The sequence below is a fragment of the Cognatundibacterium rugosum genome, from assembly GCF_014284365.1.
In the GTDB taxonomy this organism is placed as follows: Bacteria; Pseudomonadota; Gammaproteobacteria; order Burkholderiales; family Burkholderiaceae_D; genus Undibacterium; species Undibacterium rugosum.
Genome location: NZ_JACOGG010000010.1, coordinates 1 through 14,412, shown reverse-complemented (window position 1 = coordinate 14,412; position 14,412 = coordinate 1). Strand labels below are relative to the sequence as shown.

Below are 14,412 nucleotides of genomic sequence, written 5' to 3'. Positions count from 1 at the left end.
CATGGGTAGAAAAAAGCTCTATTCGTCGGATGCAGAAAAACAAAAAGCCTATCGAGAACGAAACAACTTATCCAGCGTGGTCGTACAGCTACCAGCGGATTTAGTGCAAAAGTTTGAGGACTTTTTGAAATTCAAAGACCTGACGAAATCTGAAGTAATCGAAAGACTGATTAGAACTCAACTGTTAAGGAAACGATGACATGCTTACCTTGGTGACTGGTTTGCCTGGCAATGGCAAAACACTGTACGCCCTAAGCTATGTGAAGCAATGGGCTGAAAAAGATAACCGTCCGGTCTTTTATTCTGGCATTAAAGATTTGGCTTTACCGTGGACAGAAATAGACCCGCAAAAGTGGTTTGAATGTCCTGCTGGCTCCATCATCGTGATCGATGAATGCCAGACGGTATTCCGTCCGCGTTCCGTTGGTAAAGAGCCGCCAGATTATGTATCTAAGCTCGAAACGCATAGGCATCAGGGTTTGGATATTGTGCTGATTACACAGCATCCTTTGCTGGCCGATTCAGCGATCAGGCGGCTTGTCGGCAAGCATATGCACGTCATCAGGACATGGGGCGCAGAACGCGCAACCATTCATGAATGGGCATCAGCCCGCGAGAACTGCGACAAGCCAGCAGGTCGCGCTGACTCGATAAAGCACCATTGGAAGTACGACAAATCAGCATATGCGTACTACAAAAGTGCTGAAGTCCATACCGTCAAAAAGTCAGTACCTATGCGCGTTTATCTCATGGTACTGGTTCCGGTCTTCATTGTTGCCGCTGTTTGGTACGTGAAGGTTTTTACGGACAAACAGCGGCAGGGCGGACAGGTAGAACAGCAGGCACAGCAAGGCATACCGCAAAACCAGTTGCCGCCGTCTGGTGGCTCTGGTGCCCGCGCTAAGGTGTCCTATAAAGAGGCGTTAGACGACGCGAAACAATACGTGTTCGAGAAAACAGCCCGTGTAGAGGGCTTGGAACACACCGCACCACGCTATGACGACTTGACAAAGCCTGTAGAGGTTCCTGTACCTGCTGGCTGCGTGTCAACTTCATCCGGCGGTTGCAAGTGTTTTACTCAGCAGGCGACTCCGTTACCTGTGCCGCATGATATGTGCGTCGATATCGTTAAGCATGGCTTTTTTGAAGACTTTGAACGCAGCAAGCGCACCAAGGAAGAAAAGAAAGAACCTATCCGGCAAGCAAAGGCTGAGCCCAAGCCGGAATCTAGACCAGAACCGCGAGTAGAGGCGCAACCAGAGCAGGGTGGGCAATGGGTCGCGCTTGGCAATCCAGAGATAAAGCGGCTTAGCGGCAGATCAGCCGAAGCCAGGACAGACACAAAACCGAAGGGGGCTTTATGATTTCTCAATTGATGAAAACGGGTCAATTTGATGCTGATTCAATCAAACAATTTGCTGTCAATTATGTGTCAACGATGGCCTTTATTTTGCTGGGCTACTGGTTTTACACGACTTTTAGCGGCTTTCATATTCAACATTTTGCGCACAATTGGCGGCCAGCTTATGGGCAAAATATGCTCGATATATTCATCTATACGCGGGGCTTCTGGCGCGGCTTCGTCGTCGTTTTTGCGGTTGCGCTAGTACCGTATTTTCTGATCGAAGAAAAGGGGCTATCTAAGGCCGCGCTGAGCTGGTCAGGTGCAGCTAAAGCGTTGTTTCCGCGCTTGGGTGCAGTCTCGGTCGAAGAGCATCAGGCGATGCTTGCCAGCGCCTTAAAATTCTTCTTCGTGCCCTTCATCCTTGATGCTTTTATCGCGCATGTTGCTGCAGTAAATTACCGCACTGCTGACCTGATCCGCTGGGTGTTGTTGCCTGAATTCGATCGTTCCTTGTTCATCAAGGATTTTCCGCAGTTTCTCTGCGGTCTTGCACTGGCTTACATCTATTTTTTTGACATAGTGCCGTTTGTCGTTGGTTATCTGGTTGACTCTGAGCGCTTGGGTTCAAAGATAAAGTCTGTTGAAAACACTTGGCGCGGGTGGTTTTTTTGCCTGATCTGTTACCCGCCTTTTAATAGCGCTTTTGGCAATTTCTTCACTACGCATTACGACGAATACGTTAAGCCGTTTGATGGGTTGCTATACGCTGGTGGGCTACACACTGCATTAAATATCGGCGCGCTTTTCCTGCTTGCTTTGTATGCGTCTGTTTCAGTGTCGCTGGGTGCTAAAGCATCTAATCTCACAAGTCGCGGCATTGTGACAACAGGGTTATTCCAATACGTCCGCCATCCTGCCTATGCCGCTAAAAACGGCGCGTGGTGGCTTTTTTCGATAGGTGCAGCAATCCACACTTACAGGGCTGGCGGTAATTGGCTTTATCCGTTGATTGCGCTGGTATTCTGGACTTGGGTTTATTACAATCGGGCGATAACTGAAGAACAACACTTGTTAAGAACTGATCCTGAATATGAGTTTTATATGGGTCAGGTCAAATGTAGATTTATTCCGAAGGTGTTTTGATGGATTTAGAGCAATGCTTCAAACAGCATGAAAGCCAACGTAAGGAATGTGTTGATTCAATACTGAGTAGCATGAACGTGCGATCAGAAATGCAAGCTATTCAGGCCAAGAAGGGATTGTTTTGGCAAAAATATGTCATGGTTTATGAGTCCCCACCGTCTTTTCATTTTAACTATTTATATTTTGATGATCGTTTGCATTTTGATTATTATGCCGATAATTTTGTCGCGCTTAAGTTGCCGCAAGAGCTGGTTGTAGACGTGCCTAAAACGCCGTCTTACATTTCCGGCATCGAGCAATTATGCGCCGTGGTAGCTCTTTCATTAATGCTGATTGTTTCCGCAGCTATTGCAACGTACAAGCGGCGACAGTCGCAGGCTGGCGCAAAATATCCGGCTATTCCACGAAGCACTAATTCCTTTCGATAGAAAAATCCGTCCGGTTGCCGCCCGACTTAGGGCGGGTGCCGGATTTTTAGCGGGCACACCGTGTAAGCGTTTTGTCCGTGTTCGTTACTCAGGTAAAGCCCCCCAGTTGCAGACCCTTCAGCGGTAAATTATTCCCAGCGGTTTTTATATGCAGCAGTTAGATTTTTTTGGATATGTCTATTTATCCGTCTCAGAAAAACAACAAATTTACAAAATAATTCGGGCGCATTATTGGATAGTTAGGAACTCCAGAAAATGGCGCTTTGGTGATGCACCAAGGCGCAAGGCGTATCGGAAAATTGAGGCGCAAAAAAAACGCCTACTCGAGGCAGGCGTTTCAAAAAGAGAAGTTCTCGACCTTTTACAGTGTTGCAGGCTTCGCTGCAAAATGGGCAAGAACTGTCCTTACTGCATTTAACAATTTAGCTCTATATTTTGATGCATATTTGCTCAGATACTTACGAAGTCCATTTAACATAATATAAATTATGCGAAATATAGGCAATTATCAGAATCACGCCCATCCCAGAAATTTACCGCAACACCTATTCGATAAAAAGTATGTTTAAGCCTTACGTTCTCGCTTTATTTTTCTAAGTCATTGATTTTAAAGGAGTCATTACTTGCAATGTTCTGATTAGGTGATGTTTTCCCCTCCGAACCTACAACGTGCCTCCGCGAACAAAATGAACCATCCGCATCGTCTGAAAACGATTCAGCAGAAATTCTCTGAGTAGCTGCACTGCGGGACTAAGCTGCCTGCGGTCAGTGCATAGCAAATGCAACGGTGTTGCCTCGCCTTGCCATTGCTCACACAATGCAATCAGGCGTCCATGGCGAAGGTCCTCCCATACATCCAGTTCTGACTTATAGGCAATGCCACGCCCGGCCAAAGCCCAACGACGTACCGCGTCGCCATCGTCGCCAACACGGTTTCCACGCACGCTGACTATCACCGATTGCTGTTCGCGCTGAAATTGCCATTTATCGTGCACGTAGTCGCCCAGCATGAAACAAAGGCAGTTGTGATTGACCAGTTCTTCCGGTGATTCTGGCCGGCCGTGTTGGGCCAGATATTGGGGCGATGCGCATAAAATCCGTCGGTTGTCGGCAACTAAGGGTAGCGCCACCATCGTCGAGTCGGACAATTCGCCATAACGGATAGAGATATCCACCGGTTCCTTGTACAAATCAGCAATCCGGTCAGACAGTTGTATGCGCAATTGTAAGTCTGGATGTAAGTCCATGAAGTCATCCAGCCACGGCAACAGGCTGTTACGCCCCAGATCTGAAGGGATAGATAATTGCAGGCTGCCTTTTACCACGGTTTTACCGACGATCAGTGCTTCTTGTGCGGATGTCAGCAACTGCAGTGCTTCCTGGCAATGACGCAGATAGATTTCGCCTTCATAGGACAGGCGCTGACTGCGTGTCGAGCGTATAAACAATTGCATGCCCAAATGTTCTTCCAGCCGTTTCAGTGAGGCACTGGCAGCGGCTGGTGACAGGTCAAACATCCGTGCAGCCGCGCTCAAACTGCCGGACTGCGCCGTACGAACAAAAATTTCCAGATCTCGCAGACTAATCATTTTCAAATTTCATTTGTAAGTAATTCATACGTATCCTCATTTATCAAACAAATCTAGTCAAGGATAATGTACACATTGATTGATGCCGCGACCGAATTGCAAGCGAACCAGCGCAATTCCGCCCTCCTCCGGCGTCAGTCGTTTCAGTCAAACCGCTGTTTTATGCGACAGCTTAGCTACTAAATTTTTGGGAACTCTTTATGAAAGCCATTGCTTATCAACATGCTTTACCGATAGACGAACCGCATTCTCTGGTCGACATCACACTGCCCGCCCCCGTTGCAACAGGGCATGACTTATTGGTCGAAGTACGCGCTATATCTGTCAATCCTGTCGATGCCAAGGTGCGTGCCAACGTAAGCCCGGAACCAGGTGAGTGGAAAGTACTGGGATGGGATGTGGCTGGCGTTGTTCAGGCTGTGGGGCCGGATGTTACCCTGTTTAAACCTGGTGACCGCGTCTGGTATGCAGGTGATATTTCCCGTCCTGGTGCCAATGCAGAGTTGCATCTGGTGGATGAAAGAATAACGGGACACATGCCACAGTCGCTCAACTTTGCGCAGGCCGCCGCCCTGCCGCTGACCACCATCACCGCATGGGAATTGCTATTTGACCGCCTGCAAGTCTTGCCAGGAAAACGTACTACGCATGAAACGCTGCTCATCACTGGCGCAGCCGGTGGCGTCGGTTCCATTCTGACGCAACTGGCTAGCAGGCTCACTGCATTGACAGTCATCGGAACGGCATCCCGTGCAGAAACCAAAGAGTGGGTGAAAAGCCTTGGGGCCCACCATGTGCTGGACCATAGCCAGTCTCTCGCTGCTCAAGTTAAGGAAGCTGGATTAGGACCAGTCACCCATATCGCCAGCCTGACCCAGACCGACCAGCATTATGCGGAACTGGCTGATTTGATTGCCCCACAAGGCAAGCTAAGCCTGATTGATGACCCGGCTGTACCCATCGACGTCATGAAGCTGAAACGTAAAAGCGCCTCGCTACACTGGGAATTCATGTTCACCCGTTCGCTGTTCCAGACCAGCGATATGCTCGCGCAGCATCGCTTACTGACGGAAGTGGCCGCGCTGATAGACGCTGGCGTCATACGCTCCACGCTGGGTCAGCATTTCGGTAATATCAATGCGGGTAATCTCAAACGTGCACATGCACTGCTGGAAAGCGGCAAAGCACGCGGAAAAATTGTGCTGGAAGGTTTTGCTGAATAAGCACTGTTGATGCATCAGGATTTGCAAAAGCAAAAAAAGCCGCTGATTGCAGTCAGCGGCTTCTCAAAAAAATGGTTTGTATCAGGATGGCGTATTCAAATCCGCCAGTTTTTTATTGAACTTGAACAGCCAGATACGGTTAGGACGCTCGCTATCTGCGCCGCGCGCAACGCGCATGGTGTTGCCAGCGGTACAGCCCAAGGCACCGGCGGTCGTCGTCAGTGCGCCGTTCGCATCAACTGTACATTTCGTGACATCAGCCCCCGGAATAATCACTCCGTTAGGATCAACGATGACGGTTTTCATGCCAAAGTCATTGTCATTGGTCAGTGCCAGGGTGTAGTCATCGACCAGAGCCAAGCCTTCAGCTTTTTCTGCCAGCCAGCCTGCATTGTTCAGATCAAATAACTGCGTCTTTTTAAGCAGCACAATGTTTGCGAAATTGACGCCATTCACTGCTGCACCGGTCATGCTGCTCTTTTCCAGATCGGTACCCATGGCTGCAATATCCGTCACATTGGCTGGAACCTGAACCAGCATCAGCTTATTGAAGGCTTTGCCATTTGGATCTGTGCCCTGCTCGATCACGATGAATTTGCCATTGCCCAGCGAGACCATGTCACCCAGTTTGGCGTTACCCGTTTTGCCTGCGCTGTATTGCGTGCTGTCGATAGGATAGGCGTACAGTTTTGTTTTTTCAGTACTTGGATCAAACTCGACCCAGCGGTTAAATTTCGCGTAATCCTTGATGCTTTCATTGGTCGCGACACTGGCGCCGGGCACGACGTAGCTGGCTTTGCCATCATCCAAAGGGCTTTGTATGAAACCGTTGAGCTTGCCGCTCGCTACTTCCAGCGACAGGCCTTCCATGCCACGGTTAGCGCGGCGTTTCAGCAATACCGCAGGCAAATCACCTGCATTGCTGCCTGGTTGGTATTTTTTCTGGATGATGCCGGTATTCACATCGATCTTCAAAATAAAAGGACCGTACTCGTCAGACACCCACACCACACCGCGCGCCGCGTCATAGACGATGGATTCGGTATCGAGGCCGTAATCGCTGAACGTCGTTTTGCTATTTAGATCAAAACGCGCGGCGTCATTCAACGGCACCTCAGCGGTCGAACCCAATTTACCGGCGGCGATAGATAAGCCAGTCGCATTGATAGTGCTGCTGAACTTAATCGGCGTGCTTGATTTCAGCACTGCGCCGTCTTTTCCTATGCTGATCAGACCAAACGAAGGCGTAAAACTTGGCGATGGAAAGAATTTCGCATCGCTGCTACCAGTTGCACCGGGCGTCACGACAGAGTTCGGCACCTTAGGGCCGTCGCCATTTGGGCCACGGTCAGTGATACCGTAAAACTCCAGCGAGCCATCGGCCGCCTTGCCTTTGAAAGTCAGACCAGATCCATAAGAAGGCAGGAAACCCTTAGGAAACGCCGCCTTGACCGCAGCATTACTACCTTCGTAAGGAACGAAGAAATTATCTGCAGCCTGTATCTGATAACGGGTGACGCTGGCACTGATACTGCCCAGCGCATTGGTCTGGGTCACGGTATGCACCACAGGTGCGCCCAGTTTGGACGCCAGGGTGTCTTCAAAATGCTCACGTACCAGGGTGCGGCGATCGGCATCCACACCAGGCTTTTGTACATTCGCAGGCAGCTTGTCCAGCGTTGCCGTCAGCGCGGCATTAAAAGCAGTGGCACCGGCATTGAAATCCAGCGTCTGTGAAGCCAGTGCTGTTTTAACTGCTGCGGGGATTTTGATGCCAGTCGCCGTATCATTATCCTCATCCAGCAATTGCAGGAATAACAGACGATTGACCACATTGTCATCCATCACATTGGTGGATGATGCCAGTGTCAGTGGCGTGATGCTGGCAGCGCATGGCGCAGACCCCAGTGTGACACCGCCAACAAAAAACGTAACCGTTTCACCCTGATTGCAGCTAAATCCGCCATTGGCCGTGGTGCTGAGTTTGCTGCCTGCGCCTGCCGTATAGTCCAGGCCTTCTACTGCGGCATCCAGAAATACGCCATTCACCGCAACAGGCGGTGTAGCTGGCGTGCTGTTAGAGGTGCTTGAATTGTTGCTGCCACAGGCCGTCAGCAGTGTGGCAGCGGCCAGGCTGCTCAACATCAGGGTCTTGCTGCTTTGCTTCATTTGATTAACCTTAAGAGTAGAAAAGTTTGCACAGAAATGAATGCCCGCAATGTACCTTGACTGGATGACCTTACGATGACAAAGCCAAATTGCCCTGTCATCGCCAAGTCACCTTAGGCTCTTACAGTGTGCGCTCCTCATGCTATGGAGTCGCTACCATGTTGAATTCTGCTTCCCCCCCGTGTTCTTTACAGCGCCGCGCTGAGCTTAGCGCTCAACGTCGCGCTGCCACTCTGCCCTGCTGTCGCCGCCAGCAATATGGTGCCCGACTACGAAGTCAAGTTACTTATGAACCCGAATGTCGTGCTGGATGCTGACCACAAACTCAACAGCACAGTACTGGCCACCTTCAACATGCCCACCAGCGTGACCAAAATAAATGTGCAGTTCATGGATACCAATAGCAAAGAAATTTATAACAATGGCTGGATCGCGCGCATACGCAAAACCGAGGGCGACAAGGATTTTGAACTGAGCTACAAAAAACGCTACGCCATCGATAACGGCAATATCAATGAAGCCCTGTACAAGGCCAATGCAGAAGGATTTGACGCATCCGATAAGAATTACGACGCCCAGATCGAGTGGGGCTATCAGAAAAAAACCTTGAGTATTACTAATAGCAAGACGGATAGCAAAGCCGGTTACAGCGGCATGGACCTGCCATCCAACAGCGATGCGCGCAGCCTGCTCAAAAAGAATGTGCCGGGCAAAATGAATAACTGGCTGTATCCGGGCTGGGGCCTGTCCATGCTCGATAACTCGCGTAAATACGGCCCGGTACTGGCCAAACGCTCAGTCGGTAGCTGGAGCGGCATGACCCTCTACATCGAAGTCTGGCCCATCCTGAGCGCCTCCGGCACAGGCTTCGACTACATCGTCGAAGCCTCGTTCAAGACCAAAAGCGAAACCACCGCATCGGCCAAACACGACGAATTACAAGCCTACCTGATCGCCCGCGGCTGGTTCGTGGCCGAAGACTCCCTGAAAACCCAGCTCATCATGGAACGCTATTAAGCCTGCACTGGACTTCGCTAGCCTGCGGCACAAACAGCGACCTACGCAATCATAAACCGGGGCAGCTCAGGTGGCCTGGTTTGTCAGGTGCCTTAACTTTTTTTCAGGGCCGTGGCGTACTTCGCGGGAGAGTTATAAGTGATCGAGTGGGCTTTCGACGCCACGTCCACCTTTGTTTAGCACATGGGTGTAAATCATCGTCGTTGCCACATCTGCATGTCCCAATAACTCCTGTATCGTGCGTATATCTTGCCCACGTTGCAACAAATGGGTAGCAAAGCTATGTCTGAGCGTGTGAGGTGTTGCTGGCTTGCTGATCTTACTGGCCTGCACCGCACGCTTCATGGCTCTTTGCAGCAACTTTTCATCCAGGTGATGCCGTCTCGTTACACCACTACGCGGATCAACTGAGTAACTACCGGATGGGAAAATATATTGCCAGCCCCACTCTGTTGATGCATTGGGGTACTTACGCGCCAACGCATCGGGCAAATACACGGCAGCCATACCAATGGCCAAATCATCCTCAAACAACTGACGACGCCACCGTAAATGCGCCTGCAAGGAAGGGACGATACGACGAGGTAACATCGTCACCCGGTCTTTCGCCCCCTTCCCATCACGTACCACAATTTCACAGCGTTCAAAGTCGACGTCTTTCACCCGCAGGCGCACACACTCCATCAGCCGCATGCCAGTGCCATACAACAAGCGCGCCATTAAACCATACACATCCTGCATACACTCCAACACCGCAAAGACTTCACGTTCTGTCAACACGACAGGCAGCCGCGCAGGACGCTTGGCACGCACCACCTCAGTCATCCAAGGCAAATCCAGCTCAAGTACCTCACGATACAAGAACAATAAAGCCGATAAAGCCTGATTTTGTGTCGAGGCAGCGACATGATCGGTGACGGCAAGGTGACTCAAAAACGCCTCAACCTCAGCCGCGCCCATTTCTCTGGGATGGCGCTTGCCATGAAATAAGATATAGCGCCGCACCCAGTGTACATACTGCGCCTCTGTACGAATGCTGTAATGCCGCAAACGTATTCGAGCCCGCAACTGATCCAATAATTTTGGCGATGAAGAAGCGTGCGCAGGTGTACTATCCATAAGGCATCACCTAAAGCGTTGATTTATAGAGTATTAGCAATTAATATACACCTATTACAAACCGAGTATACACCTGCACAGGTGTATACTAAACGTTAGGCGTCTATGTATTCCATCCGAAAGGCAGACCCGAGCGATGCGTTGCAGGTTCATCGCCTCAGAAACGCCGCGATCCGCGCTGAGTGTTCCCGCAGCTATTCGTCCGAAATCATTAGTCTCTGGACAGAAGGTGACGTTCCTTCAGAGCAGTTCGCTCGAGTCATTGCGGAATCGTTTTACGTCGCGGAAGCCAACGGTGAGATCGTGGCAACCGGATCAATCGACCGAGCAACGGGAAAGCTCGATGCAATCTTCGTTTCTCCAGTTCATATGAGGAAGGGTCTCGCGCGCTTGATGGTTACCTTCCTCGAAAGAATGGCGCTTCAAGATGGCTTGCCGCGGCTCCATCTGGAAGCGACACTTAACGCCGTTGAGTTCTATATTCGGCAAGGTTTCGCGAAGGTCCGCGATGCAAAGTACCAGTCACCTCGAGGCTTCTCTATGGACTGCGTTGTCATGGAGAAGCCACTACAACCGTCGGCCGCCTAACCCCTCCGTCGAGCGGACGTCTATGAGTCCGCTGCGCGGCCCCAAAGCCGCCGCTCACGTCGAACGTTAGACCTCAGGAGCATGCATGTTCTTCGGTAAGTCAAAAGATACTCCACCCAAAGCCCATGAGCCGACAGGCACTCCTGCAGTTTTCTGGGGCGCTAGTGATCGTATGATCTGCTGCAAAGGCATTGCTGGCGAAGGCAATGAGTTCAACGTTACAAGTCACCCAAAGCTTCAAGACGGTGGTTACGTTTCAACGCTTGAGATTTCAGCCCCTGGAGAAGAACAAGGAATTTTCATCCATGCTTTTTACAGCGGGCACTGGTCATTCGCGGTCAGTCCATCCAGTGAAGTTTCGGACGAAATGCCTCGTTGGAGCGTTGCGCGAGAGTGGGGAACGATGAATTCGCACTCTGAAACACTGAAAATTTTCTGTCCAAAGGGTTCAAGCGTTAAGGTCATTGATCGCATTGAAGCAAATAGCTAACAATTCCGTCGAGAGGGACCGCGCTTGTGGGTTCCCTTCGCGGCTTCGCCGCTACGGCGACCCCTCACGTCAAACGTTAGAGTTCAGTCGAGGCATTAAGAACCTCTAGGTACACGACACAAAAAAACTAAGTTGGCGGGAGCGTTGAGCCTTTTCGCACAGCAGTACGCACAAGGGGTGGGATCCGAATGATAGAAATTACGATCGTAAGGTCGAGGAGAAGATGAAGCGACTCTCGCCCGAAGAGCTTTCTGACTTGCTTAGTGGCGACGACGTTGAGCCGTTGGAGCCGCGCGCCAAGAAAAAGGATGGTGTGAAATGAGCTAATTCAGCAAATTCAGTTCAACGGGCCGCCAACTTGCGGCGCGTTTTTCATCCCAAACTACGTTTCTCTGGTCGCCCCTGTTCATCAACCAGGACCACATGCCTCAAGCCTGAAAATCGATGGCGTTTAATGTCTTCTTCAACTCCATCGCTGTGCGTCAAGTTGACCCATAATTGATTTGCTTCGACTTGCACCACGGCTTGCATGTGCTTAAGTATGTCTGAGCGTCTGGATTCAGCGATATGTAAGGCATAACGATGTAAATCTGCGTTGGGCGTGAAGTGTGCTCCCCAACTGGTTTTATACCAAACTATGCCATTCCCAAACACCGGTGGCGTAATACCCAGATTAATCGCTGAAAAACCTAGCTCTATGTTTAGGCTGATCATCTTGTAATACAACAAGGCATTCAATTGACGCATACGCTCTTTGTCCGCATACACCGCTGGATGTAAGCCCAATTTATTGAAATATGTCACCCCTGAAATACGCGGTTTAAGCAATAGAAAGCCACCCAATCTCTGTCCATTTTGCGTAACAAAAATCAAATGCGAGCGTTCAGCTTGCGCATAGAGATTTTCAAGCGTATCCAAATATGCATGTTCGCCATGACGTGTACGCAAATAAGGAATCAACATTTGTGTATGAAATTCACGATAGTCGTCTAAGCTCAGGCCTTCTTCAAAGTAGACATCGCTTTTCAATGCCTGCTGTACGCTACGCCGTGTATTGCCGCGCAATTGGGCCATGAAACTCTCCATGCTGGCTGGCAGCGGCAGGATCGCCTCTAAATAGTCGGGCAACAGCAATGTTGGACGCGTTTGCCAAGGCAGATGCGGAGTCAAGACTACATCAGCGGAACCATAACGCTGCATTGCTGCTTGCAAGCGTAAAGGCTGAAAAAATCCCAAGGACTCTTGCTGATAGCCGGGATTCAAAAACGCATCGGCTAATAAGTTGCTGGAACCATAGAACAATACATTCAAAGGCTGATCGGTTTGCCTTAAGCTACCCGTAAAACGGGTGACGCTCCATTCTGAACTGCGCAATAAACTTTGAGCGTAGCGCAGGTATTTGCGTAATTCCAATAAGTATGCCTGCATAAAAAGCCGTAAAAAAAATTGATCAAATAACTTGCGAGCATTCAAGTTGGATTTGGATACGAGTCAAAGTCCTGTTCGATGAAAATTCACAATACTTGTGCCGCATTTTAATGAAGCCTGGCCTGCACCGCACGCTTCATGGCCCATTGCAGCAACTTTTCAACCGGTTGATGCTGTCTACTACAGCAATACACGGATTGACTCCCCGCCTCCCCCGCGCCCATTTCTCTGGGATGGCGCTTACCGTGAAATAAGATATAGCGCCGCACCCAGTGTACATACTGCGCCTCTGTACGAATGCTGTAATGCCGCAAACGTATTCGAGCCCGCAACTGATCCAGTAATTTTGGCGATGAAGAAGCGTGCGCAGGTGTACTATCCATAAGGCATCACCTAAAGCGTTGATTTATAGAGTATTAACATTTAATATACACCCATTGCAAACTGAGTATATATACACCTGCACATGTGTATACTAAACGTTATGCCCCAGTCAAAGAGAGCTTTCCATGCCTACTGTATTTCTCGCGATTTCACCAAATGGCCTCCGCGAAGCAATTAAGTTAGCATCAGCCATTGGAGGTGACGTTTGGTGTGGCTCGGATGCCGTTTCTGAAGCCGAGTATGAGTCGCTTGCTGTTTCCTCATCGGTGTCTCGCTTTAACTATCCACTGCAAGGGGAGTCTTTAGATGTACTTCAAGGTGCGATCTATACGGTCGAGGACCATCACCCGGGAGCTACCATCTGGACTGAACAGCCAAGATCGGGGGCATGAGTTTGACATGTCCTCTCAATGCGCAGACACATCCTATCGGTCCTAGGCCGGAATACTTCAGCCAAGCTCGTTGGCAATCAATGCAAAAGGCTCTACTCAATGGTCACACATGAAATACCGGGGCGGTTTTTATGTTCTCGATGCCCTCTCCTAACCCCTCATTCAACGGGACGCCTGGCGGCGCCCGTTAATTCGAACGTTGGGCGATTCTGTAAATGGCCGTTTGGCAATTCACCACCTGCCTGGTCCCAAAAAGTTGGGCCACTGCCAACGCCGGTAACGTAAGTTTGCTTTCCAGTGATGACTATTTTGATAGCTCGATTGCATGGATGGATTTGACTATTGATCGCTGTAGCTTCGATGAAGCGTTCGACAAAGTTCTTGGCAGACGCAAAGCCTGGCACGAAAATCAAACTGCGTGGGGTGACGAGCAACGAACTGATATCCAGCTGTGGATCGAGCACGGACATATTGAAGGAATCCAGCTTCGAATGAACCTAAATGAAGACTTGGAGCCATTTCTTTCTAGGTTCTGCGAAGCACTAGATGGACTCGACTGCATTGTCTTCGTACCTGAAACGAAACAACTACTTCCTCTTGCACTGGATGCAATAATTCGAGCAGCTTTAGCATCAACGGCCGCATCGTTCGTCAAAGACGTAAGCACCTCACCAGCACCGTCATTGACTTTTGTTGTTTAACGCGAAGTCTGACTCAGGCTGCTTTTTATGCCAAACGATCAGCGACATTCCAAGGCAACAAATCAGCTACACGATTGATCGGATAGTCTGCAATATGCGTAAACACATAGCGTAGGTAGGCTTCCGGATCAATGCCATTCATCTTCGCTGTACCGATCAGGCTATGCATGGCAGCAGCTCGCTCACCACCGCTGTCCGACCCAAGAAACAGGAAGTTCTTGCGGCCCAGGCAGCAACCCCGTAACGCATTCTCGGCAATGTTGTTATCGATCTCGGCCACGCCATCTTCACAGTAATAGTTCAACGCATGCCACTGGTTGAGCATGTAGTTGATGGCCTTGGTGGTCTCGGATTGTGTCGATAGTGTCAGCAGTCTGTTGCGCAGCCAAACTTCCA

At 50.0% G+C, this 14,412-nt stretch carries 14 protein-coding genes; 8 read left to right on the top strand and 6 right to left on the bottom strand.

The window, feature by feature from the left end; genetic code table 11:
- Window positions 1–200: 200 nt before the first annotated feature.
- From H8K47_RS10555 to H8K47_RS10545, 3 genes are read left to right on the top strand one after another with little or no spacing between them, the layout of a single operon-like run.
- A complete protein-coding gene (locus H8K47_RS10555) occupies window positions 201–1,364 on the top strand; it encodes a zonular occludens toxin domain-containing protein (RefSeq protein ID WP_186881372.1) in 1,164 nt (387 codons plus the stop codon).
- Window positions 1,361–2,488 carry a methyltransferase family protein gene (locus H8K47_RS10550; RefSeq protein ID WP_186881371.1) on the top strand — a complete coding sequence of 376 codons (1,128 nt, stop codon included), beginning with the start codon at window positions 1,361–1,363 and terminating at the stop codon, window positions 2,486–2,488. Before H8K47_RS10555 ends, H8K47_RS10550 begins: the two co-directional genes overlap by 4 nt.
- Window positions 2,488–2,916 (top strand): hypothetical protein, encoded by a 429-nt coding sequence (locus tag H8K47_RS10545; protein ID WP_186881370.1) that lies wholly within the window; start codon window positions 2,488–2,490, stop codon window positions 2,914–2,916. The genes H8K47_RS10550 and H8K47_RS10545 overlap by 1 nt, the downstream gene beginning before the upstream one ends.
- Window positions 2,917–3,578: 662 nt before the next feature.
- On the opposite strand, the gene H8K47_RS10540 is transcribed toward H8K47_RS10545, so the two are convergent.
- Window positions 3,579–4,505: a LysR family transcriptional regulator gene (locus tag H8K47_RS10540; RefSeq protein WP_186881369.1), complete on the bottom strand. Its 927-nt coding sequence runs from the start codon at window positions 4,503–4,505 to the stop codon at window positions 3,579–3,581.
- A gap of 200 nt (window positions 4,506–4,705) precedes the next feature.
- On the opposite strand from H8K47_RS10540, the gene H8K47_RS10535 reads away from it, so the two are divergent.
- Window positions 4,706–5,728, top strand: a complete 1,023-nt coding sequence (locus H8K47_RS10535; protein ID WP_186881368.1) for a zinc-binding alcohol dehydrogenase family protein — start codon at window positions 4,706–4,708, stop codon at window positions 5,726–5,728.
- Between the two features lie 81 nt (window positions 5,729–5,809).
- On the opposite strand, the gene H8K47_RS10530 is transcribed toward H8K47_RS10535, so the two are convergent.
- Window positions 5,810–7,897 carry an esterase-like activity of phytase family protein gene (locus H8K47_RS10530; protein WP_186881367.1) on the bottom strand — a complete coding sequence of 696 codons (2,088 nt, stop codon included), beginning with the start codon at window positions 7,895–7,897 and terminating at the stop codon, window positions 5,810–5,812.
- 288 nt (window positions 7,898–8,185) lie between these two features.
- Here H8K47_RS10530 and H8K47_RS10525 point away from each other — a divergent pair, with 288 nt between their 5' ends.
- Complete coding sequence (locus tag H8K47_RS10525; RefSeq protein ID WP_222612772.1) at window positions 8,186–8,914, top strand: hypothetical protein; 729 nt, start codon at window positions 8,186–8,188, stop codon at window positions 8,912–8,914.
- Window positions 8,915–9,046: 132 nt separating this feature from the next.
- Here the strand turns inward: H8K47_RS10525 and H8K47_RS10520 are convergent, their stop codons facing one another.
- On the bottom strand, window positions 9,047–10,033 hold the full coding sequence (locus H8K47_RS10520; protein WP_186881366.1) for an integron integrase: 987 nt from the start codon (window positions 10,031–10,033) through the stop codon (window positions 9,047–9,049).
- Window positions 10,034–10,138: 105 nt separating this feature from the next.
- Between H8K47_RS10520 and H8K47_RS10515 the strand changes: the two genes are divergently transcribed.
- Window positions 10,139–10,621: a GNAT family N-acetyltransferase gene (locus H8K47_RS10515; RefSeq protein WP_186881365.1), complete on the top strand. Its 483-nt coding sequence runs from the start codon at window positions 10,139–10,141 to the stop codon at window positions 10,619–10,621.
- 85 nt (window positions 10,622–10,706) lie between these two features.
- The gene (locus tag H8K47_RS10510; protein WP_186881364.1) at window positions 10,707–11,111 is read left to right on the top strand and encodes a hypothetical protein; all 405 of its coding nucleotides are present in this window, start codon (window positions 10,707–10,709) and stop codon (window positions 11,109–11,111) included.
- A gap of 372 nt (window positions 11,112–11,483) precedes the next feature.
- On the opposite strand, the gene H8K47_RS10505 is transcribed toward H8K47_RS10510, so the two are convergent.
- Both H8K47_RS10505 and H8K47_RS10500 read right to left on the bottom strand, forming a co-directional pair.
- Window positions 11,484–12,524, bottom strand: coding sequence for a hypothetical protein (locus tag H8K47_RS10505; RefSeq protein WP_186881363.1), 1,041 nt, complete (start codon window positions 12,522–12,524; stop codon window positions 11,484–11,486).
- 122 nt (window positions 12,525–12,646) lie between these two features.
- Window positions 12,647–12,922 carry a phage integrase N-terminal SAM-like domain-containing protein gene (locus tag H8K47_RS10500; RefSeq protein ID WP_186881362.1) on the bottom strand — a complete coding sequence of 92 codons (276 nt, stop codon included), beginning with the start codon at window positions 12,920–12,922 and terminating at the stop codon, window positions 12,647–12,649.
- 608 nt (window positions 12,923–13,530) lie between these two features.
- On the opposite strand from H8K47_RS10500, the gene H8K47_RS10495 reads away from it, so the two are divergent.
- On the top strand, window positions 13,531–14,016 hold the full coding sequence (locus tag H8K47_RS10495) for a hypothetical protein (protein WP_186881361.1): 486 nt from the start codon (window positions 13,531–13,533) through the stop codon (window positions 14,014–14,016).
- Between the two features lie 25 nt (window positions 14,017–14,041).
- Here the strand turns inward: H8K47_RS10495 and H8K47_RS10490 are convergent.
- Window positions 14,042–14,412 (bottom strand): IS66 family transposase (locus H8K47_RS10490; RefSeq protein WP_186881360.1); only part of this gene is annotated, 371 nt, incomplete at its 5' end.

Bases quoted from the DNA above. Each gene is read 5' to 3' on its own strand.
- H8K47_RS10545 (WP_186881370.1), top strand. From the start codon at position 2,488: ATGGATTTAGAGCAATGCTTCAAACAGCATGAAAGCCAACGTAAGGAA.
- H8K47_RS10500 (WP_186881362.1), bottom strand. From the start codon at position 12,922: ATGGATAGTACACCTGCGCACGCTTCTTCATCGCCAAAATTACTGGAT.
- H8K47_RS10540 (WP_186881369.1), bottom strand. From the start codon at position 4,505: ATGATTAGTCTGCGAGATCTGGAAATTTTTGTTCGTACGGCGCAGTCC.
- H8K47_RS10495 (WP_186881361.1), top strand. From the start codon at position 13,531: ATGGCCGTTTGGCAATTCACCACCTGCCTGGTCCCAAAAAGTTGGGCC.
- H8K47_RS10555 (WP_186881372.1), top strand. From the start codon at position 201: ATGCTTACCTTGGTGACTGGTTTGCCTGGCAATGGCAAAACACTGTAC.
- H8K47_RS10550 (WP_186881371.1), top strand. From the start codon at position 1,361: ATGATTTCTCAATTGATGAAAACGGGTCAATTTGATGCTGATTCAATC.
- H8K47_RS10525 (WP_222612772.1), top strand. From the start codon at position 8,186: ATGAACCCGAATGTCGTGCTGGATGCTGACCACAAACTCAACAGCACA.
- H8K47_RS10535 (WP_186881368.1), top strand. From the start codon at position 4,706: ATGAAAGCCATTGCTTATCAACATGCTTTACCGATAGACGAACCGCAT.
- H8K47_RS10520 (WP_186881366.1), bottom strand. From the start codon at position 10,033: ATGGATAGTACACCTGCGCACGCTTCTTCATCGCCAAAATTATTGGAT.
- H8K47_RS10510 (WP_186881364.1), top strand. From the start codon at position 10,707: ATGTTCTTCGGTAAGTCAAAAGATACTCCACCCAAAGCCCATGAGCCG.
- H8K47_RS10515 (WP_186881365.1), top strand. From the start codon at position 10,139: ATGTATTCCATCCGAAAGGCAGACCCGAGCGATGCGTTGCAGGTTCAT.
- H8K47_RS10530 (WP_186881367.1), bottom strand. From the start codon at position 7,897: ATGAAGCAAAGCAGCAAGACCCTGATGTTGAGCAGCCTGGCCGCTGCC.